A 21656-nucleotide genomic window follows, 5' to 3' on the forward strand; every position below is an offset into this window, starting at 1 on the left:
CGCGTGCTCAGGGCTCTTCCTACTTTCGGTTCGTGAGGGGGCTGCCGTGTTCGAATCGAGAGACGAAGCGGGCAGCAGGGATCGCGGGCATACGCGCGACCGAAGAGCCAGGATACTGGACGCTTCGCTCAGGGCCCAATCCGGGCCCATCGGCCCGTTCGGCCCGCTCGCTCAGTGGCCCTGGCCGTGGCCCTGCTCGTACTGCCGCAGCTGCTCCAGGTCGATCATGCTCGTGTCGAAGAAGCTGGTCTCGTCGAGCGCGGCGGCCTGCTGCTGGTGCTGCGGCTGCTGCTGGTCGTACGCGTACTGCTGCTGGTACGCGTACGGGTCCTGGTGCTGGACCTGCTGCCCATAGGAGGGCGCGGCGTATGCCGCTCCGGTGGAGCCGGTGCCTGCAACGGAGTACGGGTCCGGCTGCTGCTGGTACGCGTACGGGTCCTGGTGCTGGACCTGCTGCTGGTAGGCGTAGGGGTCCGGCTGCTGGGCCGGGATCTGCGGGGTCTGCTGGTGGACGGGCTGCTGCACCGGCGCCGGGTCGGCGAGCTCCGCGAGTCCGGCCAGGTAGTCCGCGTCGCTGGTGTGCACGGAGCCGCCCGCCGCGTCCTGGGCGGCCATGTGCGCGCCGAGGTCGTCCGTGGCGATCCGCCCGTGCAGCTTCTGCCGGCCGCGGCCGACGGCCTCCAGGGTCTTGGAGAGGACGGCCTCGAAGGCGCCGAGCTTGGCGTCGACGTAGTCGTCGGCCCGGCCGATCAGGGTCTGCGGGTCGGCGCTGTACTCGGGGGCGTCCTCTTCGGCGTAGCCGTTCTCGTCCAGGCCCGGTCCGCGGCCGAGGAGCTTCTCGCGGCCCCGGTCGACGGAGCCGATGGTCTTGTTGAGGACGACCTCGAAGTTGGCGAGCTTGGAGTCGACGTAGTCGTCCGCCTCGGCGCGGATCTCCTCGGCCTCCCGGCGGGCCTCGGAGAGGATCCGGTCCGCCTCGTCCTGGGACTGGCGGGCGACCTGGGTGTCGGAGATCAGCGAGCCGCGCTCGGCGTGGGCGGCGGTGATGATCCGCTCGGCCTCCTGCCGTGCCTGCTCGACCATCTGCTCGCGACCGCCGATCAGTTCCTGCGCCGCGGCCAGGGAGCCCGGCAGGGCCTCCCGTACCTCTTCGAGCAGGTCGAGCAGCTCGGCGCGGTTGACCACGCAGGACGCCGACATGGGCATGGAGCGGGCGTTGGTGATCGTCGAAACGATCTCGTCGAGCTTCTTCTGCACGTCCACCGGGTGCTCGCCACTCTCTACAGCTGGATGGAGACGGACGGGACGACTGTAAGGGCAGTCGTCCCCCGCCCGACACAAGGTGACGGACCGTCAGCGACGGTCGCTCGGGGTCACTGCTGCGCGCGCCGCTCGGCCAGCCGCTGGGTGAGCCGGCCGAGAACGGCCGACGGGACCAGGTGGGAGACGTCGCCGCCCCAGGCCGCGACCTCCTTGACCAGGGAGGACGACAGGAAGCTGTAGGTGGGGTTGGTGGGGACGAACAGGGTCTCGACACCCGAGAGGCCGTTGTTCATCTGCGCCATCTGCAGCTCGTAGTCGAAGTCGCTGACCGCGCGCAGGCCCTTGACGATCGCGGGGATGTCGCGCTGCTTGCAGAAGTCGACCAGGAGGCCGTGGAAGGACTCGACCTCCACGTTTCCGAAGTCGGCGGTGACCTCGCGGATCAGCTCGATCCGCTCGTCGACCGTGAACAGTCCCTGCTTGGACTGGTTGATCATCACCGCGACATGTACGACGTCGTACAGCTTGGAGGCGCGGGCGATGATGTCGAGATGTCCGTTGGTGATGGGGTCGAATGACCCCGGACAGACGGCGCGGCGCAACTTGGGTCCCTCGCTCTCCGGTCCGGTCATCGTGCGTCTTCGCACGTAGAGGCGGCGCGACCGTACCAAAACGTTCCCTCGCCGTAGCGACGGGACCGCAGGGGTTCGAAACCTTCGGGCCAGCCGAATTCCCCGCCTCGGGTGCTGCGCTCCACGGTGACGACGGCGTCGTCCGCGATCCAGCCCCCGGAGCGGAGTGTGAGGAGGATCTCCCGAAGATCGTCGTCCGAGACGGCGTAGGGAGGGTCGAGGAAGAGGAGGTCGTACGGCTCCGCGGGGGCCGGTCCCGTCACGATCTGCTCGGCCTTGCCGGTGCGCAGTTCGGCGCCGGGCAGGGCGAGGGCGCGGATGTTCTCCCGTACCGTCCTCGCCGCGCGCTGGTCGGCCTCGACGAGCAGGGCGTGGGCGGCGCCCCGGGAGAGGGCCTCCAGGCCGACGGCTCCCGAGCCCGCGTACAGGTCGGCGACGCGGGCACCGGCGAGGGTGCCGAGGAGCGCCTCCCAGGTGGAGAAGAGGCCCTCGCGCGCCCGGTCGGAGGTCGGACGGGTGCCGTTGCCGGGCGGCACGGCCAGTCGGCGTCCGCCGGCGGTGCCGGCGATCACGCGGGTCATGGGAGGTCCCTGTTCCTTCTGCGGTTCTCGGGTCTGTGCCTCCACGATATGGCCGGTCGGCGCGGGGTGAGGTCACCCCTTCTCCAGGAACTCCTCCCGTTCCTTGTCCAGGAGGGCGTCGAGCGCGGTGCGCAGCTCGGGGTGGTCGGAGAGGTCGGGGTCGGCGAGGACGACGGCGGTGGCCTCCTCGCGGGCGGCGGCGATGACCTCCTCGTCGTCGATGACGGTGAGCATCCGCAGCGAGGAGCGGACGCCGGACTGGGCCTGGCCGAGGACGTCGCCCTCGCGGCGCTGTTCGAGGTCGATCCGGGAGAGTTCGAAGCCGTCGAGGGTGGAGGCGACGGCGTTCAGGCGCTGGCGCGCGGGGCTGGCCTCGGGCATCTCGCTGACGAGGAGGCAGAGGCCGGGGGCGGAGCCTCGGCCGACGCGGCCGCGGAGCTGGTGGAGCTGGGAGACGCCGAAACGGTCGGCGTCCATGATCACCATGGCCGTGGCGTTGGGGACGTTGACGCCGACCTCGATGACGGTGGTGGCGACCAGGACGTCGACCTCGCCGGCGGCGAAGCGGCGCATCACGTCGTCCTTGTCGTCCGGGTGCATCCGGCCGTGCAGGACCTCGACGCGAAGTCCGGTGAGGGGGCCCGTGCGGAGCTTCTCGGCGATCTCCAGGACGGCGAGCGGCGGCCGCTTCTCGGCCTCGTCCTCGGGGGACGCCTTCTGCTTCTGCTTCTTCTTCTCGTCCTCGTCGTCGCCGATGCGCGGGCAGACGACGTACGCCTGGTGGCCGTTCTCCACCTCTTCCCGCACGCGTTCCCACGCGCGCGTGAGGAAGTGCGGCTTGTCGGCGGCGGGGACGACATGGCTGGCGATCGGGGAGCGCCCGGCGGGGAGCTGGTCCAGGACGGAGGTCTCCAGGTCGCCGAAGACGGTCATGGCGACCGTGCGCGGGATCGGCGTGGCGGTCATGACCAGCAGGTGGGGCGGTTGCTTGCCCTTGCTCCGGAGGGCGTCGCGCTGCTCCACGCCGAAGCGGTGCTGCTCGTCGACGACGACCAGGCCGAGGTCGTGGAACTGCACCTTGTCCTCGATCAGCGCGTGCGTGCCGATGACGATCCCGGCCTCGCCGGTGACCAGGTCGAGCAGGGCCTGCCGGCGCGCCGCCGTGCCCATGGAGCCGGTGAGCAGCACGACCTTGGTGGCGTGCTCGGCGCCGCCGAGCATCCCTCCCTCGGCGAGCTCGCCCATCATCTCGGTCACCGAGCGGTGGTGCTGCTGGGCGAGGACCTCGGTCGGGGCGAGCATCGCGGCCTGTCCCCCGGCGTCGACGACGGCGAGCATGGCCCGCAGGGCCACCATCGTGTTGTGGGTCACGGTGAAGTGATCGGTCACGTAGGCATGGCTGGGGTCCGCGACGCTGATGCACTGGACGGGCTTGCGCCCGACAGGCTCCACCGCGCGGATGCCGCGCCTGAAGGTGTTGTACTTCGGCCTCGGGCGCATCCGCTCGGCTTTGCGCGCCAGTCTGAAGGGAGGGAAGTCGTCGGGAAGAGCCACCGAGACGTTGAAAGCGGCCTTCCTCGGCAGGACACGCGCCCGCCCGCCGAGCGAGCGCACGAGCCAGGCGACGTCCGCCGCGAGCTCGGGCGAAGCCGAGCACAGGGACACGCTCATGCCGTCCTGGTGCACCGTGCCGTCGGTGTCCAGAAGCCCTTGGAGGAGAGCGAGACGAGACTTGATCGACGTGTTCTTGAACTGCTCGGGGATGAATTTGCCGTGGGACGTGGCACCCCACAGGTCCAGGTCGCGCAATGTCTCGATGACCGGGTTGCGCACTCCGCCCCTGCGCTGGGTCAGCTGGATCGTGTAGTCGCAGCGTGAACCGACCACGGGAACGAGTTTGCAGGCCGGGCCCACGGCTGCCGCCACGGCGTCATGGATCTCCGCGTCGGTCGTGGACAACCGCAGGTTGTGCCGGAACGAGCCGTCTCCCAGGAGCACTCCGAACAGGTAGGGATCGAGCGGCAGCGGGGAGTCGTCCCCCAGATCGACCGGGGCCGCGACGGGGAGGTACCACTTCGACGATCCGTTCGCCTTGACGAGGTCGTGGCGAATTTCCCTCGTGGTCATGACCTTGGGCGCCTGGCCGCGATGCCACCCACAGCTGGTGCCGACGATCCACAGGTGCTCGTCGTCGCACTCCACGGAGCTTCCGTCGGAGAGAACGATGCGCCACACGTCGCGCTCGCCCTGCGGAAAGACCCCGTCGACGACGGAGATCTCCCCCGTGGGCACGACCACCTCGTCCCCCACCCGCATGTCACCCATCCGCCGGAAGCCCGCGGGTGTCAGCACGAGCGCGTCCAGTGGCTGCGCCTTCCCGCTGCCGACCTCGCCCTGGAGGAGGCGGTGCATGGGGTGCTCGGTGGCGAGGTCGTCGAAGATCTCCTTGGAGACCTTCTTCTGGCCGTCGGTGAGGGTGAAGGGCAGCTTGGCGTCGAAGGCGTCGAGGAGCCCGCCGGGGGTGGGCCTGCGGGCGACGGCGGGCAGTTGGGTGTCGGCGTACCGGCGGCGGGCGAGGGCGACCTGGAGGACGAAGGCCTCGTCCCACTTGAGCCGCTGCCGGGCGTCCTCGATGTCGGCCTTCGTCCGCGGCCGGTGGACCTTCTGGAGCGCCTCGGGCAGTTCGGCGAGGCCGCGGCCCTCGCGCAGAGCGGGCGGCAGCGGATCGGCGAGCCCGGCCCAGCCGGTGGCGGCCAGGGAGTCCAGGGCGATGGAGACGGACTGCTCGATGGTCCAGGACTCCAGCTGCTTGCAGGCGGGGTAGATCGGCAGCAGTTCGCCGGCGAACGCCCGGACCGTCTCGTCGCTGCTCTCGGCGTCCAGGAGTTTGTACTCGGGGTGGGTGAGCTGGAGCTTGCGGTTGAAGACCCCGACCTTGCCGGCGAACATCCCGCGCCGGCCCGGCAGCAGCTCCTTCTGGTGGAAGTGGACGGCCCGGCCGAAGAAGACGAGCTGCATCCGGCCGCTGCCGTCGGTGATCGTGACTTCCAGGCGCTGGCCCTTGCCGCGGCCGCCCTTGTTGAACGTCAGCACGCGGGCGTCGGCCACCTGCGCGACCACCGTGACGTGCTCGTCCAGCGGCAGGTCGGCGAGGGCGGTGAGCTCGCCGCGCTCGGCGTACCGCCGGGGGTAGTGGTGCAGGAGGTCCCCGACCGTCCGCAGGTCGAGGTGCTCGGCCATCACCTTCGCGGTGGCGGCGCCGAGCAGGATCTTCAGGGGTTCGTCGAGCACTGGCACGCGTTCCATTGCACACCACCGCACTGACACCCGTCGCACAGGCTGTGGAAATCTCCTGGTCACGTCGGCGTCGTGGCCCCTAGGATGACGCGCACCCTCCCCGCTCCGCGATCACCGCCCGCCGGGATCGCCCGACCCGCGCCGTCGCTCGTCCCCCCACCGGCGCAGCGACGATGACTGCTGATCAGACACCGCACACCTTCCAGGTCGATCTGCGCGGACTCGTGGATCTCCTCTCCCACCACCTCTATTCGAGCCCGAAGGTCTATCTGCGCGAACTGCTGCAGAACGCCGTGGACGCGATCACCGCGCGCCGCGCCGAGCAGCCGGACGCCCCGGCCCAGGTCCGGTTGTACGCGGACGGCGCCGGACTGCGGGTCGAGGACAGCGGCATCGGTCTGACCGAGCGGGACGTGCACAGCCTGCTGGCCACGATCGGCCGCAGTTCGAAGCGGGCCGACGCGGCCGGCATCGCGAGCGCACGGGCCGAGTTCCTCGGCCAGTTCGGCATCGGCCTGCTCGCCTGCTTCGTCGTCGCCGCCGAGATCCGGGTGGTCAGCCGCAGCGCCCGGAACCCCGCCGAGCCGCCGGTCGAATGGACGGCCCGCGACGACGGTTCGTATACGGTCCGCACGCTCCCGGAGAGCGCGCGGACCGAGCCGGGCACCACCGTGCACCTCACCGCGCGCCCCGGTTCCGGGGAGTGGCTGACCGAGGAGCGGGTGCTCGCCCTCACCCGGGTGTACGGCTCCCTCCTCCCGTACGAAGTACGGGTCGGGGACAAGCCCGTCACCGACCTTCCGGCGCCGTGGGACCGGGCGTACCCGAGCCCGGCCGCGCGGCGGGTCGCGCTGGCGGGCCACTGCCAGGAGACGTTCGGCTTCACCCCGCTCGACTCGATCGACCTCGACCTGCCGCTGGCCGGCATCCGGGGCGTGGCGTACGTGCTGCCGTCGGCGGTCAGCCCGGCCCAGCGCGCGGGGCACCGGGTTCATCTGAAGGGCATGCTGCTCACGGAGCGGGCCGACGGGCTGCTGCCCGACTGGGCGTTCTTCGTGCGCTGCGTCCTCGACACGGACAGCCTGCGGCCGACGGCCTCGCGCGAGTCGCTGTACGAGGACGAGACGCTGGCCGGCGTACGGGACGCGCTGGGCGCGGCCGTACGGGAGTGGCTCGGCGGGCTCGCCGCGGGCGCGCCCGAGCGCCTGGAGGAGTTCCTGGCCGTCCACCACCTCGGGGTGAAGTCGCTGGCCCGGCACGACGCCGAGATGCTGCGGACGATGCTGCCGTGGCTGCCGTTCGAGACGACGGACGGCCGGCTCTCGCTGGAGGAGTTCGCCCGCCGCCACCCGGTCGTGCACTACACCCGTACCGTCGAGGAGTACCGGCAGGTCGCCGCGATCGCGACCGCGCAGGGCATCGGCGTGGTCAACGGCGGCTACACGTACGACACGGAGCTGGTGGAGCGCCTCCCGGAGGTCCGTCCCGGCACCGCCGTCGCCGAGTTGGACGCCGACACCGTCACCGCGCATCTCGACTCCGTCGACCCGGAGCAGGAGCTGGCCCTCTCGGCGTTCCTGTCGGTGGCCCGCGCCACGCTCGACCCCCTGGGCTGCGACGTGTCGCTGCGCTCCTTCCACCCGCTGACCGTGCCCGCGCTGCACCTGGACGACCGGGCGGCCCGGCACGAACAGGCCCGCGCGGACGCCGAGGAGCGGGCGGACGACCTGTGGGCCGGGATCCTCGGCTCGCTGCGCGGCAGCGCGCCGAGGGCCCGGCTCGTCCTCAACCACCTGAATCCGACGATCCGCCGCATCGGCGCGCTCGACGACCGGGAGCTGGCGGGAACGGCCGTCGAGGCGCTCTACGGGCAGGCGCTCCTGATGGCGCAGCGGCCGCTGCGGCCGGCCGACTCCGCGCTGCTCAACCGGGCCTTCGCGGGGCTGCTCGCCTGGGCCACCCACCACGGGGAGAACGACGCATGACCCTGACCTTCGAGGCCCTGCGCGAGGCCCTGCGGGAGAACGCGCGGCAGCCGGAGGGCCCGGCGCGCAACGCGCGCGCCGAGCGGCTCCTCGTGGAGGCCGAGCAGCTCGGCGAGCCGCTGGCCGTCATCGAGGCGCTCGGGCACCAGCTCCAGGCGTACAACTACAGCTCCGAGAAGGCGAAGATGTTCGTGCCCTTCTCGCGGCTGCTGCGGATGTGGGACGAGAACCCCGGGGACTTCGACGCGTACGAGACGCACACCCTGCACTGGGTCTTCAAGTGGGTCTCCAGCGGCATGCTCGACCAGCCGCATATCCCGCTGGCGTCGATCGAGAAGTGGCTCGGCGAGATGGAGCACCGCTACCGGCTCGCGGGCCACTCCGAACGGGCCGTGCGGCAGGGCGAGTTCCGGGTGGCGCGGCACATCGGCGACGTGGAGCGGGCGGACCGGGCGTACGCGGCGTGGCTGGCGGCGGACCGGGACCGGATGGCCGACTGCCACGCGTGCGAGCTGCACGGGCAGGGCGGGTGGTCGGCGGAGCGCGGCGACGACGAGCGGGCGCTGCGGACCTGGGAGCCGGTGCTGTCGGGCGAGCACGTCTGCGCGCACGAGCCGCACGCGGTCCTCGCCTCCTCGCTGCTGCCGCTGGTACGGCTCGGCAGGCCCGACGAGGCCCGGGTGAACCACCTGCGCGGCTACCGTCTGGTGCGGCCGCTGGAGAGCATGCGCGGTGCGGCGGCGGACCACATCGAGTTCTGCGCGCTGACCGGCAACGAGGCGCGGGGCCTGGAGATCCTGGCCGAGCGGCCGGCGTACCTCACCGACGGCGGCGATCCGGACAGCCTGCTGTGCTTCCTGTCCGTGACGGCGCTGCTCATGGACCGCCTCGTCGCGCGGGGCCTCGGCGGCCAGTCGGTGCCGGGTCCCGCGCGGGCCGAGGGCGGGTCGTGGACGGCCGCCGAACTGGGCGCCCACGCGCGCGTGGAGGCGCTGGCGATCGCACGGCGCTTCGACGAGCGCAACGGGACGGCGCGGGTGAGCGAGCGGGCGCGGGCCCGGATGGACGCGGCGCCGCTCCTGGACCGGCTGCCGCTGGGGGTACGGGCGGTGGGCCCGGTGGCGGTACCGGTGGCCGTTCCGGCGGCTGTTTCGGTGGCTGTTTCGGTGGAACCACGCGACCTGCTCGCGGAGGCCCGACGCGTGTCGGCGGAACGGAACCCGGCGTCGCGCACGGCGTGGGAGGCGGTGGCCACCGCGGTCGCCGCCGCGGACCTCGAACTGGACGCGCTGGGCCGCGCCGAACTGGACGACCACCGCGCCATCGCCATGGAGCAGGGCCCCGCGGAGTCGGTCCGCCTCTTCCTCCGCGCCGCCGACGGCTACGAGACGGCCGGCGACACCGGCGAGGCCCAGGCGGCCCGCGCCAGAGCCGCGTTCGCCCTCGCCCTGGACGACCGCCTCCCGGAGGCATGGACGGCGGCGGAGACCGCGGTCCACGGGATCCAAGCCCTCCACGCGGAGGGCGCGGCGACACCCCGCCAGGTGGCGGGGGCGCTGCTGTCGCGGGTACGGGTGGGTCTGCTGCGGCTGCATGGGGAGGGCGAGGAGGAGGCCGCGCCCCGCGAAGAGGCCGCGGGGGCCTCCGCCGTCGACGCCCTCGCTGAAGCACTCGACGTGCTGGTCGCGTTCGCCGCCGAGCACGTCGGGGATCCGCTGGTCGCGGACCGGGCCGCGGAGGCCGAGTCCGTACGGGGTGACCTGGCCGCGCACGCGGGGGACGCCGCGGGGGCGGCGCGGCAGTACGCGTACGCCGCCGAGCTGTACCACCGGGCCGGGCTGCCCTGGTACGCCGTCGAGGCCGAGGCCCGGCTCTCCCGGGTCGCCCTGCACACCGGTGACCTGGAGACCGCCGAGCGCGCGGCCCGGGCCGCCCTCGACCACGGCGTCGAGCATGCCGGGGCCGCCGGGCAGAGCCGGCTCCGGCTCCAGCTCGCCGAAGTCCTCGGCGCGGCGGACCGGTTCGGCGAGGCCGCCGCCCACGCCCTGGAGGCCGCCCACTGGGCCGACGAGGCGGGCGAGAGCCGGGGCATCGGCGCGTACGCCCGGCACCAGCTGGGCGGTTGGCTGCTGCGGGAGTCCCGGGTCGAGGAGGCCGCGGCGATCCTGGAGTCCGTACTCCCCGACCTCTCCGTGGACGAGCACGGCGACGGCATGGTCGTCCAGACGCTGTGGTGGCTCGGCGAGTGCCTCGCGGCGCTGAACGAGCCCCGGTCCGCCGCCGAGCAGTGGCTGCGGGCGGCGGAGCTCGCTAAGGAGTGGCCGGAGCAGCGGGACCACGCGATGCTCGCGAACCTGGCCGGGCAGGCCCTGCTCCAGGCGGAGCTGCGGCCGGAGGCCGCGGCGGCGTACGAGCAGGCGGGCGAGCTGTGGCGCGAGCTCGGCGACGCCTCCGCGTACGTCAGGACCCTGCGGGTCCGGGCCTGGATCGCCGGCGCCGCCGGTGGCGGGCGGGCCCTCATGGACGAGGCGGCGGAGGCGTGCGGCATCGACGTGGTGGCGCGCGGGGACACGTACGTCCAGGCGGCGGAGCTGCTGGGGGACGGCGACGTGCACGCCGACGCCTTGGCGGTCGCGCTGTCGTACGCGACGCGGGCGGCGGCGGAGTTCGGCTCGGCCGGCCCGGAGTTCCGTGACCGCCGGACGGCGGCGGAGCTGCTGGCGGCGTGGCTCCATGTCCGGCTGGAGGACGGGGCGGCGGCGGCCGCGTTGGCCCGTGGGGTGCTGGCGGAGTACGGCGCGGCGGTGGAGGGGGAGGCCGCGGCTGAGCGGCGGGCGGAGGCGGAGGCGGTGCTGGAGCGGGTGGGGTCCTGACGGGTGAGTCGGTGGCCGGGGCGGCGGGAACTCCCCCACCCCGCCCGTTCCCGAAACTCTGACGAGACCGGGGGCTCCGCCCCCGAGCGGCCCCTCGGGCACAAGACCACCGGCAAGGCACCGGTCCCCGCTTGTGCCCACCCGTTCCGCCGTGCGGAACGCCTGCCCACAAGCGGGGGGCGGGTGGGCACCGCCCTGCGGAGCACCTCCCGCGAGCGAGGGCCCCGGAGGGCTACTCCACGCCGATCAGGAGCATCGGGGCGCCTCGGCCCGCGTGGTAGGTCGTCGTGTCGACCGCCAGGTAGGTCTCGCGGACGTGGCGTTCCAGGGTGGTCGACAGGGACGCGGGGGTGTCGTCCGCGACGATCAGGGTGACCAGTTCGCCGCCCGCCGAAAGCATGCGGTCCAGGACCGTGCGGGCCGTCGTCGTCGGGTCCTGGCCGATGACCGCGACGTCGCCCTCGATCAGGCCGAGGATGTCCCCGGCCTGGCAGACGCCCGCCGAGGTGAAGGACTGGTGCTCGGCGACGGCCAGTTCGGCGTACCGGGTCGCACCCGCCGCCGCCGTCATCGCCACCACGTCCTCGTCGAAGCGCCGGTCCGGTTCGTGGACCGCGAGCGCCGCGATGCCCTGGACCGCCGCCCGGGTCGGGATGATGGCGACCCGGACGCCCTCCGCGCGGGCCTGCTCGGCCGCCGCGCCCGCCGTGTGCCGCAGGTCGGTGTCGTTGGGCAGCAGCACGACCTCGCACGCGTGCGCCCGCCGGATCGCGTCGACGAGCTCCCCGCTGGCCGGCGGCTCCCCCGGCCTGGCGAGCACGGTCGTCGCGCCCGCCTCCGCGCAGAGGCCCGCGAGCCCCTCCCCCGGTACGACCGCCACGACCGCCCGCTGCAACCGCTCCCGTACCTCCGGCGCGCCCCCGAAGTGCGTGATCCGGATCCGGTGCGGGCGACCCGCCTCCACGCCCGCCTCGACCGCCGCGCCCGCGTCGTCGACGTGGACGTGGACGTTCCACAGCCCGTCGCCGCCGACGACGACCAGGGAGTCGCCGAGGGCGTCGAGCCGGGCCCGCAGCCGCTCGACCGCCGCGTCCTCCGCCTCCAGGAGGTAGATCACCTCGAAGGACGGGCCGTCCTCCGCAACGCAGTCGTCCGTGGAACGCACCGGTACGGAAACCACCGACGGCCGCACCTGCGCCTCGCCCGACACGGCCTCCACCAGCGCCCCGAGGACCGCCACCAGCCCCCGTCCGCCCGCGTCCACGACCCCGGCGCGCTCCAGGACGGCCAGTTGCCCGGGGGTCGCCTCCAGGGCCGTCCTGGCCCCCTCGTACGCCCCCCTGGCCACCGTCACCAGGCTGCCGCCGTCCTCGCAGGCGCCGGCCGCCGCCGTCGCGACGCTCAGGATCGTTCCTTCGACCGGGTGTGCCACCGCGTCCCGGGCCGCGTGGGCCGCCGCCGCGAACGACCGGGCGAGGTGATCCCCGTCACGGCCGTCGGCGAGCACCGACGCCATGCCGCGCAGCAGCTGCGAGAGGATGGTCCCGGAGTTGCCCCTGGCCCCGAGCAGGGCCCCGTGGGCCATGGCGCGCACGGCGTCCACCGCGTCGGGGTCGTCCGCGGCGAAGACCGCCTCGACGGCCTGGGCGGCGGACTCGACCGTCAGGTAGAGGTTGGTTCCGGTGTCCCCGTCGGCGATCGGATAGACGTTGATCGCGTCGATCTCCTCCCGCTCCCGGCCGAGCGCCTCCAGCGCCCGTGCGCACCAGGTTCGAACCGCTGCGGCGTCGAGGGTCTGCGGGGCTCGGGGCAACGGGTGGTCCTCCTGCTAGGCGGGCGTCTGCGGTGGGCTCACCGCAGGGTAGACCCGGTCGTGACCTGGGACCGGGGCGGGGGCCGGGACGATCGTGGTAGTTTCGTTCTACGGGAGCAGCCGTTGTATGCTGCTTCGGTTGCCCGGCGAGAGTCGGGCCATTCCCCCGGCAAGCCACTTCAGAACTCTGATTCCGGTGCGCCGGATTTCACTGTAAATCTGAAGTCTTTGGAGTGACCCGTGGCTGCCAACTGCGACGTCTGCGGCAAGGGGCCGGGCTTCGGCAACAACATTTCGCACTCGCACCGCCGTACGTCTCGTCGCTGGAACCCGAACATCCAGCGTGTGCGTGCCGTGGTCGGTCGGACGCCGAAGCGGCTCAACGTCTGCACCTCGTGCATCAAGGCCGGCAAGGTCTCGCGCTAACGCCGACGTTTCGTCGTAGCGCAGCCCCTGCGGTTGCCTTGAAGGGCCGGTTCACCTCGGTGAACCGGCCCTTCGCCATGTCCTGAAACGCTAGGACCTGAACGCCCAGGCGTGGTCCACCGGGCCGATCCCCGCGCCGAGCGCGAACCCGGCCGCGATCGCCCCGGTCACGTACTCCTTCGCCTGCCGCACCGCCTCCGGCACGGACAGCCCCTTCGCCAGGCCCGAGGCCACCGCCGAGGCAAGCGTGCAGCCCGTGCCGTGCGTGTGCCGGTTGTCGTGACGCGGCGCGCGCAGCCACACCTCCTCGGTGCCGTCGGTGAGCAGATCCACCGCCTCACCCTCCAGGTGCCCACCCTTGATGAGCGCCCAGCGCGGCCCGTACGACAGGATCGCCGCCGCCGCCTCGCGCAGATCCGCCTCCGAGCCGACCCGTACGCCCGTGAGCTGCGCCACCTCGTCCAGGTTGGGCGTGGCCACCGTGGCGACCGGCAGCAGCTTCGTCCGTACGGAATCCAGCGCCGAGGCCGCGAGGAGCGGGTCGCCGTGCTTGGAGACCCCGACCGGGTCCACGACGACGGGCGCGTCCGTACCCGCCAGCAGCTCCGCCACCGTCTCCACCAGCGCGGCCGACGCCAGCATGCCGGTCTTCACGGCCTGGACGCCGATGTCGTCGACGACCGCGCGGTACTGGGCGCGTACCGCCTCCTCGGGCAGTTCCCAGGCGCCGCGCACCCCCAGCGAGTTCTGCGCGGTGACGGCGGTGATCACGCTCATGCCGTGGACGCCGAGGGCGAGCATCGTCTTCAGGTCGGCCTGGATGCCCGCGCCGCCGCCGGAGTCCGATCCGGCGACGGTCAGGACCAGCGGCGGCCGGCTCACTCGTGACCCCCGAAGTGGTCCCAGCCGCCCTTGGTGTGCCAGGGCGCCCCGTCCACGGTCACCTGCGGCAGCGCGGACGGGTTGAGGACCTCGCCGATGACCTTCCAGCGGGCCGGGAGCTTCACGTCCGGCGGGAAGGTCGCGACGATGGCGTGGTCCTCTCCCCCGGTGAGCACCCACTGCAGCGGGTCCACGCCGACCGCCTGGCCGATGTCGTTCATCTGGGTCGGGATGTCGATGAGCCCCGAGCGCAGGTCGATCCGGACCTTGCTGGCCTCCGCGATGTGCCCGAGGTCGGCGATGAGCCCGTCGCTCACGTCGCACATGGCGGTGGCGCCGAGCCCGGCGGCCGCGGGGCCCGCGTGGTACGGCGGCTCGGGCCGACGGTGCGCCTCCACGAAGGCGCGCGGGGAGCGGAAGCCGCGCGAGAGCACCGCGTAGCCGGCGGCGGACCAGCCGAGCCAGCCGGTGTACGCGACGACGTCGCCGGGCTGCGCGCCGCCCCGGGTCACCGGGTCGTGATTGCGCAGGTCGCCGAGGGCCGTGATGGAGACGGTGATGGTGTCGCCGCGCACGACATCGCCGCCGACCACGGCCGCGCCCGCGACCTGGCACTCGTCCCGCAGTCCGTCCATGAGCTCGACGGGCCAGGTGACCGGGAGTTCGGCCGGGACGACCAGGCCGAGGAGGAGCGCGGTGGGGACGGCGCCCATGGCGGCGATGTCGGCGAGGTTCTGCGCGGCGGCCTTGCGGCCGACGTCGTAGGCCGTCGACCAGTCGCGGCGGAAGTGACGTCCTTCGAGGAGGATGTCCGTACTGGCCACCACCCGCCGGTCCGGCGCGGAGACGACCGCGGCGTCGTCGCCGGGCCCGATCCGTACCGCCGGGGTGGAGGTGAGCCGGGAGGTGAGCTCCCTGATGAGCCCGAACTCCCCAAGCTCTCCTACTGTGCCCTTCACCGCGTCTCACCTCGTGTTGTCGTGCGGTACCGTCGATGAGGAACCGTCTGGAACGTCAACTGCTGTCGTGCCCGCGCCACCTTGCGGGCGCCTCGGGACGCGCAGGTCTCCCCGCCACCCGCGGCGACGCGGTACCGTGGCGTCTCTTTCTCCCACAAGATCCTCGTGGCCGCCCTGGAGGTTCCGTGGTACAGGCGTACATCCTCATCCAGACCGAGGTGGGCAAGGCGTCGACCGTCGCCGACACCATCTCCAAGATTCCGGGAGTCATCCAGGCGGAAGACGTCACGGGTCCCTACGACGTCATCGTCCGCGCCCAAGCCGACACGGTCGACGAACTGGGTCGCATGGTGGTCGCCAAGGTCCAGCAAGTGGACGGCATCACGCGCACCCTCACCTGCCCGGTCGTGCATCTGTAGCCCCCGTCTACCCTTGGCCGGTGACGTCATATCCCCGGCCCTTCGGCCTGCCCGTCGCGGCCGCTTCCCTCCTGGTGCTGCTGACCGCCGCGGGCTGTTCCTCCACGGACGCCGAGGCCTCGGTCCCGGTTCCCAGCCCGCCGGCCGGGGAAGCCGCCCTCTGCCAGGCACTGGCGAAGGAGCTTCCCGACACCGTGGCGGGGCTGGATCGGAGCGATCCGGAACCGGACTCCGAGCTGACCGCCGGGTGGGGTGATGGGGCGATCGTACTGCGCTGCGGAGTCCCCCGGCCCGAAAAGATGAGCGATCCCCAGTCACAGGGGCTCGCCGTGGGCGACGTGCGCTGGATGCTGGAACGGACGGAGGGCGGCGGGCCCCGCTTCACCTCGGTGTACCGGGAGACGTACATCGAGGTGACGCTCGACGAGCGGTACGAGCATGACGCCGCTCCGCTCCTGGATCTCGCCGCCCCCGTCGAGAAGACCGTTCCGTGCGCCCTGGAACCCCAGTGCGGGGCCGAAGGCCTCTAGGGGGTGCTCGGGCCTTCCGCGGCCCTAGCGCAGGCCCGTGGAGCGGGTCAGCGCGGCCTGGAGCAGCCGGTCGACCAGCTCGGGGTAGCTGACGCCGCTCTCCTGCCACATCCGCGGGTACATCGAGATCGGGGTGAAGCCCGGCATCGTGTTGATCTCGTTGATCACGAACTCGCCCTCCTCGGTGAGGAAGAAGTCCGCGCGGACCAGACCCTCGCAGGAGACGGCCTCGTACGCGGCGACCGCGAGGCGCTGGACCTCGGCGGTGGCCTCGTCGCCGATCGGCGCGGGGACGATCCCGGAGGCCGAGTCGATGTACTTGGCCTCGAAGTCGTAGAAGTCGTGGTCGGTGACGGGCGGGATCTCCGCCGGCACGCTGGCGCGCGGGCCGTCCTCGAACTCCAGGACACCGCACTCGATCTCGCGGCCGCGCAGCAGCGACTCCACGAGGATCTTGGGGTCGTGGCGGCGGGCCTCCTCAATGGCCTCGTCCAGGCCCGAGAGGTCGTCGACCTTGGTGATGCCCATGGAGGAGCCACCGCGGGCCGGCTTCACGAAGAGCGGCCAGCCGTGCTCGGCGGCGAACTCGACGATCTTCTTGCGGGCGGCCGCGGGGTTCTGCTCCCACTCGCGCGGCCGGATGACCTCGTACGGGCCGACGGGCAGCCCGAAGGAGGTGAACACCCGCTTCATGTACTCCTTGTCCTGGCCGACGGCGGAGGCGAGCACGCCCGCGCCGACGTAGGGGACGCCGGAGAGCTCCAGGAGGCCCTGGAGGGTGCCGTCCTCGCCGTACGGGCCGTGCAGCATCGGGAAGACGACGTCGACCTCGCCCAGCGCCTTGGGCACGGAGCCGGGCTCGGCGTACACGACCTCGCGGTTGGCCGGGTCGACGGAGAGGACGACGCCGCCCTGCTCGGACTCGGCGAGGTCGGAGACGTTCGGCAGCGCGCGGTCGGCGATCGCCATCCGCTCCGGGGCGTCGGCGGTCAGCGCCCAGCGCCCGTCCGTGGTGATGCCGATGGGCAGCACCTCGTACTTGGTCCGGTCGATGGCGCGCAGGACGGCGCCGGCCGTGACGACGGAGATGGCGTGCTCGGAGCTGCGTCCGCCGAAGACGACGGCCACGCGCGGCTTGCGGGGGCTCTGGGTGTTCTCGCTCATAACGCGTTGAGCGTACCTTGCGTGTTCGATCCGCTTAAGAGCCCCGGCCGCCGCGCGCGCGTCCGGCGTAGTGCGCGCGGCGGTGGGTCCTACGGACAGGCCCGGGACAGGCCCTAGCGGCGCTCGGCCTTGGCGCTGCGGGACATCAGTTCCTTGAGCGCGACGATCGGCGGCTTGCCCTCGTGGACGATCGAGACGACCGTCTCGGTGATCGGCATGTCGACGCCGTGGCGGCGGGCCAGATCGAGCACGGACTCGCAGGACTTGACGCCCTCGGCGGTCTGCTTGGTCGCCGCGATGGTCTCCTCCAGGGTCATGCCCCGGCCCAGGTTGGTCCCGAAGGTGTTGTTCCGGGAGAGCGGCGAGGAGCAGGTGGCGACCAGGTCGCCGAGGCCGGCGAGGCCGGAGAAGGTGAGCGGGTCGGCGCCCATGGCGAGGCCGAGCCGGGTGGTCTCGGCGAGGCCCCGGGTGATGAGCGTGGCCTTGGAGTTGTCGCCGAGGCCCATGCCGTTGGCGATGCCGACGGCGAGCCCGATGACGTTCTTGACCGCGCCGCCGAGTTCGCAGCCGACGACGTCGGTGCTGGTGTACGGGCGGAAGTACGGGGTCATGCAGGCGGCCTGGAGCCGCTTGGCGACCGATTCGTCGGCGCAGGCCACGACGGCGCCCGCGGGCTGCCGGGCGGCGATCTCCTTGGCCAGGTTGGGGCCGGTCAGGACGGCGACCCGCTCGGCGGGCACGTCGGCGACCTCGATGACGACCTCGCTCATCCGCTCGGCGGTGCCGAGTTCGACGCCCTTCATGAGGGAGACGAGGACGGTGTCGGGGGCCAGTTTCGGGGCCCACTCGGCGAGGTTGGCGCGGAGCGTCTGCGAGGGCACGACGAGGACGGTGAAGTCGGCGTCGTGGGCGGCCTCGGCGGGGTCGGTGGTGGCCCGCACGTTCGCGGGGAGTTCGACGCCCGGGAGGTAGTCCGGGTTGGTGCGGGTGGTGTTGATCGCCTCGACGAGCTCGGCGCGGCGGCCCCAGAGGGTCACCTCGCAGCCCGCGTCGGCGAGCACCATGCCGAAGGCCGTGCCCCAGGACCCGGTTCCGAATACGGCTGCCTTGGTCACTTCTTGCCCTCCCCGGCGGCCTTGCGCCGCTGTTCCAGCCGGGCCTTGCGGTGGTCGTACGGCTCGGCCGGCGCCTTCTCGCCGCGGACGTCCTCCAGGAGCGCGGTGATCGAGGCCATGATGACCTCGGTCGCCTCGCGCAGCACCTCGGGCGTGGGCTCCTGGTCGTGGAAGCGCGAGAGGTCGACGGGCGGACCGGCCTGCACGATCAGCGTCTTGCGGGGGAACAGGCTGAGCTTGTTCTCCTTGGCGTACGGCGGCATCGCGAGGTTGGCGCCCCACTGGGCGACCGGGATGACCGGGGCCTTGGTGAGCAGCGCGACGCGGGCGGCGCCGGTCTTGCCGGCCATGGGCCACATGTCGGGGTCGCGGGTGAGGGTGCCCTCGGGGTAGAAGGCGACGCACTCGCCGCGCTCGATGGCCTCGACGGCGGCCCGGAAGGCGTCCAGGGCGTTGGTCGTCTCGCGGTAGACGGGGATCTGGCCGGTGCCGCGGAGCATGGTGCCGACGAACGAGCCCTTGAAGAGGCCGGCCTTGGCGAGAAAGCGCGGGACGCGTCCGGTGTTGTACTGGTAATGCGCGTAGGACAGCGGGTCCAGATACGAGTTGTGATTGACGGCGGTGATGAATCCGCCGTCGGCCGGAATGTGTTCCGTTCCGCGCCAGTCCCGCTTGAACAGAACCACCAGTGGGGGTTTGGCGATGACCGCCGCCAGGCGGTACCAGAAGCCGATTCTGCGGCGGGACACTCGTGCACCTTCCTCTGGGACTGGCGTGCAGGGGGTCAAGTGTCGCCCCATGCTCCTGGTCTGTCGAGGACACGGTACGCCCCGGCCCGGCGGCGGCGTCGGGCGCCGGGCCTTTCGTTCCGCCGGACGCGGGGGCGTGGTGTCGGGTCACAATGGGCCGCGATGAACATCGATCCGGACGACGGCTGGTCCCTGGTCGTCCCCCTGAAGCCCCTTGCGCGGGCGAAGAGCAGGCTCGCCGCGGCCGCCGGGGCGCTGTTGCGTCCGCGGCTCGCGCTGGCGTTCGCGCAGGACACGGTGGCCGCGGCGCTCGCGTGCGGGCGGGTGCGGGATGTGGTGGTCGTCACGGACGATTCCGCGGCCGCGGCGGCGCTCGCGGTGCTCGGGGCGCGGATCGTGCCCGACTCCCCCGCGGCCGGGCTCAACGCGGCGCTCGCGCACGGGGCCCGGACGGTACGGGACGCCCGTCCGCACGCGCGCGTGGCGGCGCTCAACGCGGATCTGCCCGCGCTGCGGCCCGCCGAGCTCGCACGGGTCCTCGAAGCCGCCGGGGAATTCCCCCGGGCATTTCTCGCGGATGCCGCCGAAATAGGTACGACATTCCTCTCGGCGGGGCCGGGCACGGAATTGGCACCTGCATTCGGGGGTGCTTCGCGCTGCCGCCATTTGTCGTCGGGCGCGGTGGAAATACGACTGGCCGGGGTGGATTCCGTACGCCGGGACGTGGACACCGGCGAGGATCTGGCGGCCGCGCTCGCACTGGGAGTCGGGCCGCGCACGGCCGCCCACTGGGACGGCGCGGCCGGTGATCGCGCGGCCGGATAGGCTGCGGGCCATGCAGGCGACCGCGTACACGTACGACTCCGAGACCCGCAGCGGCAGTGTGCTGCTCGACGACGGCACCCCGGTGGAGTTCGGGGCCGAGGCCTTCGACGCGGGCGGGCTGCGGCTGCTGCGCCCGGGGCAGCGGGTGCGGATCGAGACGGAGCCGGGCGCCGACGGCGCGGGGCTCCGGATCACACTGGTCACGCTCCAGACGCTCTGAACCGAGCGAACGAACCGAGCGAACCGGCCAACTTTCCTGGCCCGGCTGGGCCAACAGGGTGCGCACGCAGGTGCGGACGCGCCGCGCACGCATGCGCGGAATCGGGTCCGGACGCGCCGCGGGCCGGCCTCCCCGAGGGGAGCCCGGCCCGGCGTGTGAGTGGCCCTTGACCCTTGTGCCGCTTACTTCTACTTCTTGGCGGCGGCCTTCTTGGCGGTGGTCTTGCGCGCCGTCGTCTTCTTGGCGGGCGCCTTCTTCGCGGTGGCCTTCTTCGCCGGCGCGGTCTTCTTGGCGACGGTCTTCTTGGCCGTGGCCGTCGTCTTCTTCGCCGGGGAAGCCTTCTTGGCCGCCGCCGTGGTCTTCTTGGCGGTGGCGGTCTTCTTGACCGCGGCCTTCTTGGCGGCGACGGTCTTCTTGACCGCGGCCTTCTTCGCGGGAGCGGCCTTCTTCGCCGCCGCCTTCTTGGCGGTCGTGGCCTTCTTGGCCGCGGCCTTCTTCACGGTCGCGGAAGCGCCGCCCGTGAGGCTGCCCTTGGGCGCCTTCTTGACGGCGACCTCGCCGCCCTTGGGGAGCTTCTTCGAGCCGCTGACCAGGTCCTTGAAGCCCTGACCCGCGCGGAAGCGCGGCACCGAGGTCTTCTTGACCCGGACGCGCTCACCCGTCTGCGGGTTGCGGGCGTACCGGGCGGGGCGGTCGACCTTCTCGAACGAGCCGAAGCCGGTGACCGAGACCCGGTCCCCGCCGACCACGGCACGAACGATCGCGTCCAGAACCGCGTCGACGGCGTCCGCGGCCTGCTGACGGCCGCCGAGCTTGTCGGCAATCGCTTCTACGAGCTGCGCCTTGTTCACGTCTTCCCCTTCGGAGACATTGCCAGAACGAAAGTGTTCAAGCTTTTTCGCACGTTAGGCATGTATATACCGCAAATCAAACACGAAACGGGCTAATCACCCTAGTGCCGCAACGCGGAAGTGCCGTTGCGGAGTTCCTGGTGTCAGTCGTCTTCAGGGAATCGGCCCTCGTCGAGGTCCTTCATCAACCGGTCCAGACGCGTTGCCGCGTCCGCGAGATCGTGCTTCGCCGCTGCCGTGACGACCAGCAGCTTCCGGGACAGCGCCATCCTTACGCCCTCCGGGACTTGCAGTTCGCGCACCCTTGTGTGCGCTTCCTTCAATCGGGCGGCGACTGCCTCGTAGAGCTCGAGTTGGCTGTCGCGTTCCATGCACCGATTGTGCCATCTAGGGCGAGTTGTCGCCCGACGGGGTCTCAACAAGCGACTGCGCCCCCCACCGGAGGGTGGGGGGCGCAGTCGTGGAAAAGCGCTGCTCAGGCCGTAATTGTACGGGGCTTGAAGGCCGGCCTGGACGCCTCGTAGGCGGCGATGTCGGCTTCGTTCTGAAGGGTGAGGCTGATGTCGTCCAGACCGTTCAGGAGCCGCCAGCGAGCGTTCTCGTCCAGCTCGAAGTCGGCGTCGATCCCGGCGGCGAGCACCTTCCGCTGCTCCAAGTCAACGGTGATTTCGGCCGTCGGGTCGGACTCCGTCAGCTCCCAGAGCGCGTCGACGACCTTCTGGTCGAGGACGACGGTCAGCAGACCGTTCTTCAGCGAGTTGCCGCGGAAGATGTCGGCGAACCGGGAGGAGATCACGGTCTTGAAGCCGTAGTTCTGGAGCGCCCAGACGGCGTGCTCGCGCGAGGAGCCCGTACCGAAGTCGGGACCGGCGACCAGGACCGTGGCGCCCTGCCGCTCGGGGCGGTTGAGCACGAACTCGGAGTCCTTGCGCCAGGCCTCGAAGAGCCCGTCCTCGAAGCCGTCGCGGGTGACCTTCTTCAGCCAGTGCGCGGGGATGATCTGGTCGGTGTCGACGTTGCTGCGGCGCAGCGGGACGGCCCGGCCGGTGTGCGTGGTGAAAGCTTCCATGGT

At 72.1% G+C, this 21656-nt stretch carries 20 protein-coding genes; 7 read left to right on the plus strand and 13 right to left on the minus strand.

Annotated elements, in window-relative coordinates; all coding sequences use genetic code 11:
- Positions 1-171: 171 nt before the first annotated feature.
- The 4 genes from AB0F56_RS03360 to AB0F56_RS03375 form a co-directional block, all read right to left on the minus strand.
- Positions 172-1263: an ATP synthase F0 subunit B gene (locus tag AB0F56_RS03360; protein WP_362003438.1), complete on the minus strand. Its 1092-nt coding sequence runs from the start codon at positions 1261-1263 to the stop codon at positions 172-174.
- Positions 1264-1373: 110 nt separating this feature from the next.
- Positions 1374-1865 (minus strand): pantetheine-phosphate adenylyltransferase, encoded by a 492-nt coding sequence (coaD, locus tag AB0F56_RS03365; protein WP_362004022.1) that lies wholly within the window; start codon positions 1863-1865, stop codon positions 1374-1376.
- A gap of 26 nt (positions 1866-1891) precedes the next feature.
- Positions 1892-2476 carry a 16S rRNA (guanine(966)-N(2))-methyltransferase RsmD gene (gene rsmD, locus AB0F56_RS03370; RefSeq protein ID WP_362003440.1) on the minus strand — a complete coding sequence of 195 codons (585 nt, stop codon included), beginning with the start codon at positions 2474-2476 and terminating at the stop codon, positions 1892-1894.
- Between the two features lie 72 nt (positions 2477-2548).
- Positions 2549-5782 (minus strand): helicase-related protein, encoded by a 3234-nt coding sequence (locus AB0F56_RS03375; RefSeq protein WP_362003441.1) that lies wholly within the window; start codon positions 5780-5782, stop codon positions 2549-2551.
- Between the two features lie 164 nt (positions 5783-5946).
- On the opposite strand from AB0F56_RS03375, the gene AB0F56_RS03380 reads away from it, so the two are divergent.
- Positions 5947-7758 carry an HSP90 family protein gene (locus tag AB0F56_RS03380; protein ID WP_362003443.1) on the plus strand — a complete coding sequence of 604 codons (1812 nt, stop codon included), beginning with the start codon at positions 5947-5949 and terminating at the stop codon, positions 7756-7758.
- A complete protein-coding gene (locus tag AB0F56_RS03385; RefSeq protein WP_362003445.1) occupies positions 7755-10631 on the plus strand; it encodes a tetratricopeptide repeat protein in 2877 nt (958 codons plus the stop codon). Before AB0F56_RS03380 ends, AB0F56_RS03385 begins: the two co-directional genes overlap by 4 nt.
- Before the next feature lie 232 nt (positions 10632-10863).
- On the opposite strand, the gene AB0F56_RS03390 is transcribed toward AB0F56_RS03385, so the two are convergent.
- Positions 10864-12444: a DAK2 domain-containing protein gene (locus AB0F56_RS03390; protein WP_362003447.1), complete on the minus strand. Its 1581-nt coding sequence runs from the start codon at positions 12442-12444 to the stop codon at positions 10864-10866.
- Between the two features lie 240 nt (positions 12445-12684).
- Here AB0F56_RS03390 and rpmB point away from each other — a divergent pair, with 240 nt between their 5' ends.
- Positions 12685-12870 (plus strand): 50S ribosomal protein L28, encoded by a 186-nt coding sequence (gene rpmB / locus AB0F56_RS03395; protein ID WP_003957616.1) that lies wholly within the window; start codon positions 12685-12687, stop codon positions 12868-12870.
- Between the two features lie 90 nt (positions 12871-12960).
- Here the strand turns inward: rpmB and thiD are convergent, their stop codons facing one another.
- Positions 12961-13752 carry a bifunctional hydroxymethylpyrimidine kinase/phosphomethylpyrimidine kinase gene (gene thiD, locus AB0F56_RS03400; protein ID WP_362003449.1) on the minus strand — a complete coding sequence of 264 codons (792 nt, stop codon included), beginning with the start codon at positions 13750-13752 and terminating at the stop codon, positions 12961-12963.
- On the minus strand, positions 13749-14711 hold the full coding sequence (locus tag AB0F56_RS03405) for a thiamine-phosphate kinase (protein WP_362003451.1): 963 nt from the start codon (positions 14709-14711) through the stop codon (positions 13749-13751). Before AB0F56_RS03405 ends, thiD begins: the two co-directional genes overlap by 4 nt.
- 185 nt (positions 14712-14896) lie before the next feature.
- Here AB0F56_RS03405 and AB0F56_RS03410 point away from each other — a divergent pair, with 185 nt between their 5' ends.
- A complete protein-coding gene (locus tag AB0F56_RS03410; RefSeq protein WP_017947604.1) occupies positions 14897-15130 on the plus strand; it encodes an Lrp/AsnC ligand binding domain-containing protein in 234 nt (77 codons plus the stop codon).
- A 20-nt stretch (positions 15131-15150) separates the two neighbouring features.
- Positions 15151-15660 (plus strand): DUF3515 domain-containing protein, encoded by a 510-nt coding sequence (locus tag AB0F56_RS03415; protein ID WP_362003453.1) that lies wholly within the window; start codon positions 15151-15153, stop codon positions 15658-15660.
- Positions 15661-15684: 24 nt separating this feature from the next.
- Here the strand turns inward: AB0F56_RS03415 and AB0F56_RS03420 are convergent, their stop codons facing one another.
- From AB0F56_RS03420 to AB0F56_RS03430, 3 genes are all read right to left on the minus strand, one after another.
- Positions 15685-16824 (minus strand): D-alanine--D-alanine ligase family protein, encoded by a 1140-nt coding sequence (locus tag AB0F56_RS03420; RefSeq protein WP_362003455.1) that lies wholly within the window; start codon positions 16822-16824, stop codon positions 15685-15687.
- Positions 16825-16937: 113 nt separating this feature from the next.
- Complete coding sequence (locus tag AB0F56_RS03425) at positions 16938-17939, minus strand: NAD(P)H-dependent glycerol-3-phosphate dehydrogenase (RefSeq protein ID WP_362003457.1); 1002 nt, start codon at positions 17937-17939, stop codon at positions 16938-16940.
- Positions 17936-18688: a lysophospholipid acyltransferase family protein gene (locus tag AB0F56_RS03430; RefSeq protein WP_362003459.1), complete on the minus strand. Its 753-nt coding sequence runs from the start codon at positions 18686-18688 to the stop codon at positions 17936-17938. The genes AB0F56_RS03425 and AB0F56_RS03430 overlap by 4 nt, the downstream gene beginning before the upstream one ends.
- Positions 18689-18850: 162 nt before the next feature.
- Here AB0F56_RS03430 and cofC point away from each other — a divergent pair, with 162 nt between their 5' ends.
- Positions 18851-19513: a 2-phospho-L-lactate guanylyltransferase gene (gene cofC / locus AB0F56_RS03435; RefSeq protein ID WP_362003461.1), complete on the plus strand. Its 663-nt coding sequence runs from the start codon at positions 18851-18853 to the stop codon at positions 19511-19513.
- Between the two features lie 10 nt (positions 19514-19523).
- Complete coding sequence (locus tag AB0F56_RS03440) at positions 19524-19733, plus strand: hypothetical protein (protein WP_362003463.1); 210 nt, start codon at positions 19524-19526, stop codon at positions 19731-19733.
- 188 nt (positions 19734-19921) lie between these two features.
- Here the strand turns inward: AB0F56_RS03440 and AB0F56_RS03445 are convergent, their stop codons facing one another.
- The 3 genes from AB0F56_RS03445 to leuD form a co-directional block, all read right to left on the minus strand.
- A complete protein-coding gene (locus AB0F56_RS03445) occupies positions 19922-20584 on the minus strand; it encodes an HU family DNA-binding protein (RefSeq protein WP_362003465.1) in 663 nt (220 codons plus the stop codon).
- 143 nt (positions 20585-20727) lie between these two features.
- On the minus strand, positions 20728-20955 hold the full coding sequence (locus AB0F56_RS03450) for a hypothetical protein (RefSeq protein WP_260227783.1): 228 nt from the start codon (positions 20953-20955) through the stop codon (positions 20728-20730).
- A gap of 104 nt (positions 20956-21059) precedes the next feature.
- Positions 21060-21653 (minus strand): 3-isopropylmalate dehydratase small subunit, encoded by a 594-nt coding sequence (gene leuD / locus AB0F56_RS03455; RefSeq protein ID WP_362003467.1) that lies wholly within the window; start codon positions 21651-21653, stop codon positions 21060-21062.
- Positions 21654-21656: the final 3 nt, after the last annotated feature.

Origin of the sequence: Streptomyces sp. NPDC026092 (assembly GCF_040638605.1) — a bacterium.
Lineage (GTDB): Bacteria > Actinomycetota > Actinomycetes > Streptomycetales > Streptomycetaceae > Streptomyces.

What these genes read in the sequence shown, in the direction of transcription:
- rsmD (WP_362003440.1), bottom strand. Translation starts at nt 2,476, where the DNA reads ATGACCCGCGTGATCGCCGGCACCGCCGGCGGACGCCGACTGGCCGTG.
- AB0F56_RS03375 (WP_362003441.1), bottom strand. Translation starts at nt 5,782, where the DNA reads ATGGAACGCGTGCCAGTGCTCGACGAACCCCTGAAGATCCTGCTCGGC.
- AB0F56_RS03380 (WP_362003443.1), top strand. Translation starts at nt 5,947, where the DNA reads ATGACTGCTGATCAGACACCGCACACCTTCCAGGTCGATCTGCGCGGA.
- AB0F56_RS03385 (WP_362003445.1), top strand. Translation starts at nt 7,755, where the DNA reads ATGACCCTGACCTTCGAGGCCCTGCGCGAGGCCCTGCGGGAGAACGCG.
- AB0F56_RS03420 (WP_362003455.1), bottom strand. Translation starts at nt 16,824, where the DNA reads ATGAGCGAGAACACCCAGAGCCCCCGCAAGCCGCGCGTGGCCGTCGTC.
- cofC (WP_362003461.1), top strand. Translation starts at nt 18,851, where the DNA reads ATGAACATCGATCCGGACGACGGCTGGTCCCTGGTCGTCCCCCTGAAG.
- AB0F56_RS03440 (WP_362003463.1), top strand. Translation starts at nt 19,524, where the DNA reads ATGCAGGCGACCGCGTACACGTACGACTCCGAGACCCGCAGCGGCAGT.
- AB0F56_RS03450 (WP_260227783.1), bottom strand. Translation starts at nt 20,955, where the DNA reads ATGGAACGCGACAGCCAACTCGAGCTCTACGAGGCAGTCGCCGCCCGA.
- leuD (WP_362003467.1), bottom strand. Translation starts at nt 21,653, where the DNA reads ATGGAAGCTTTCACCACGCACACCGGCCGGGCCGTCCCGCTGCGCCGC.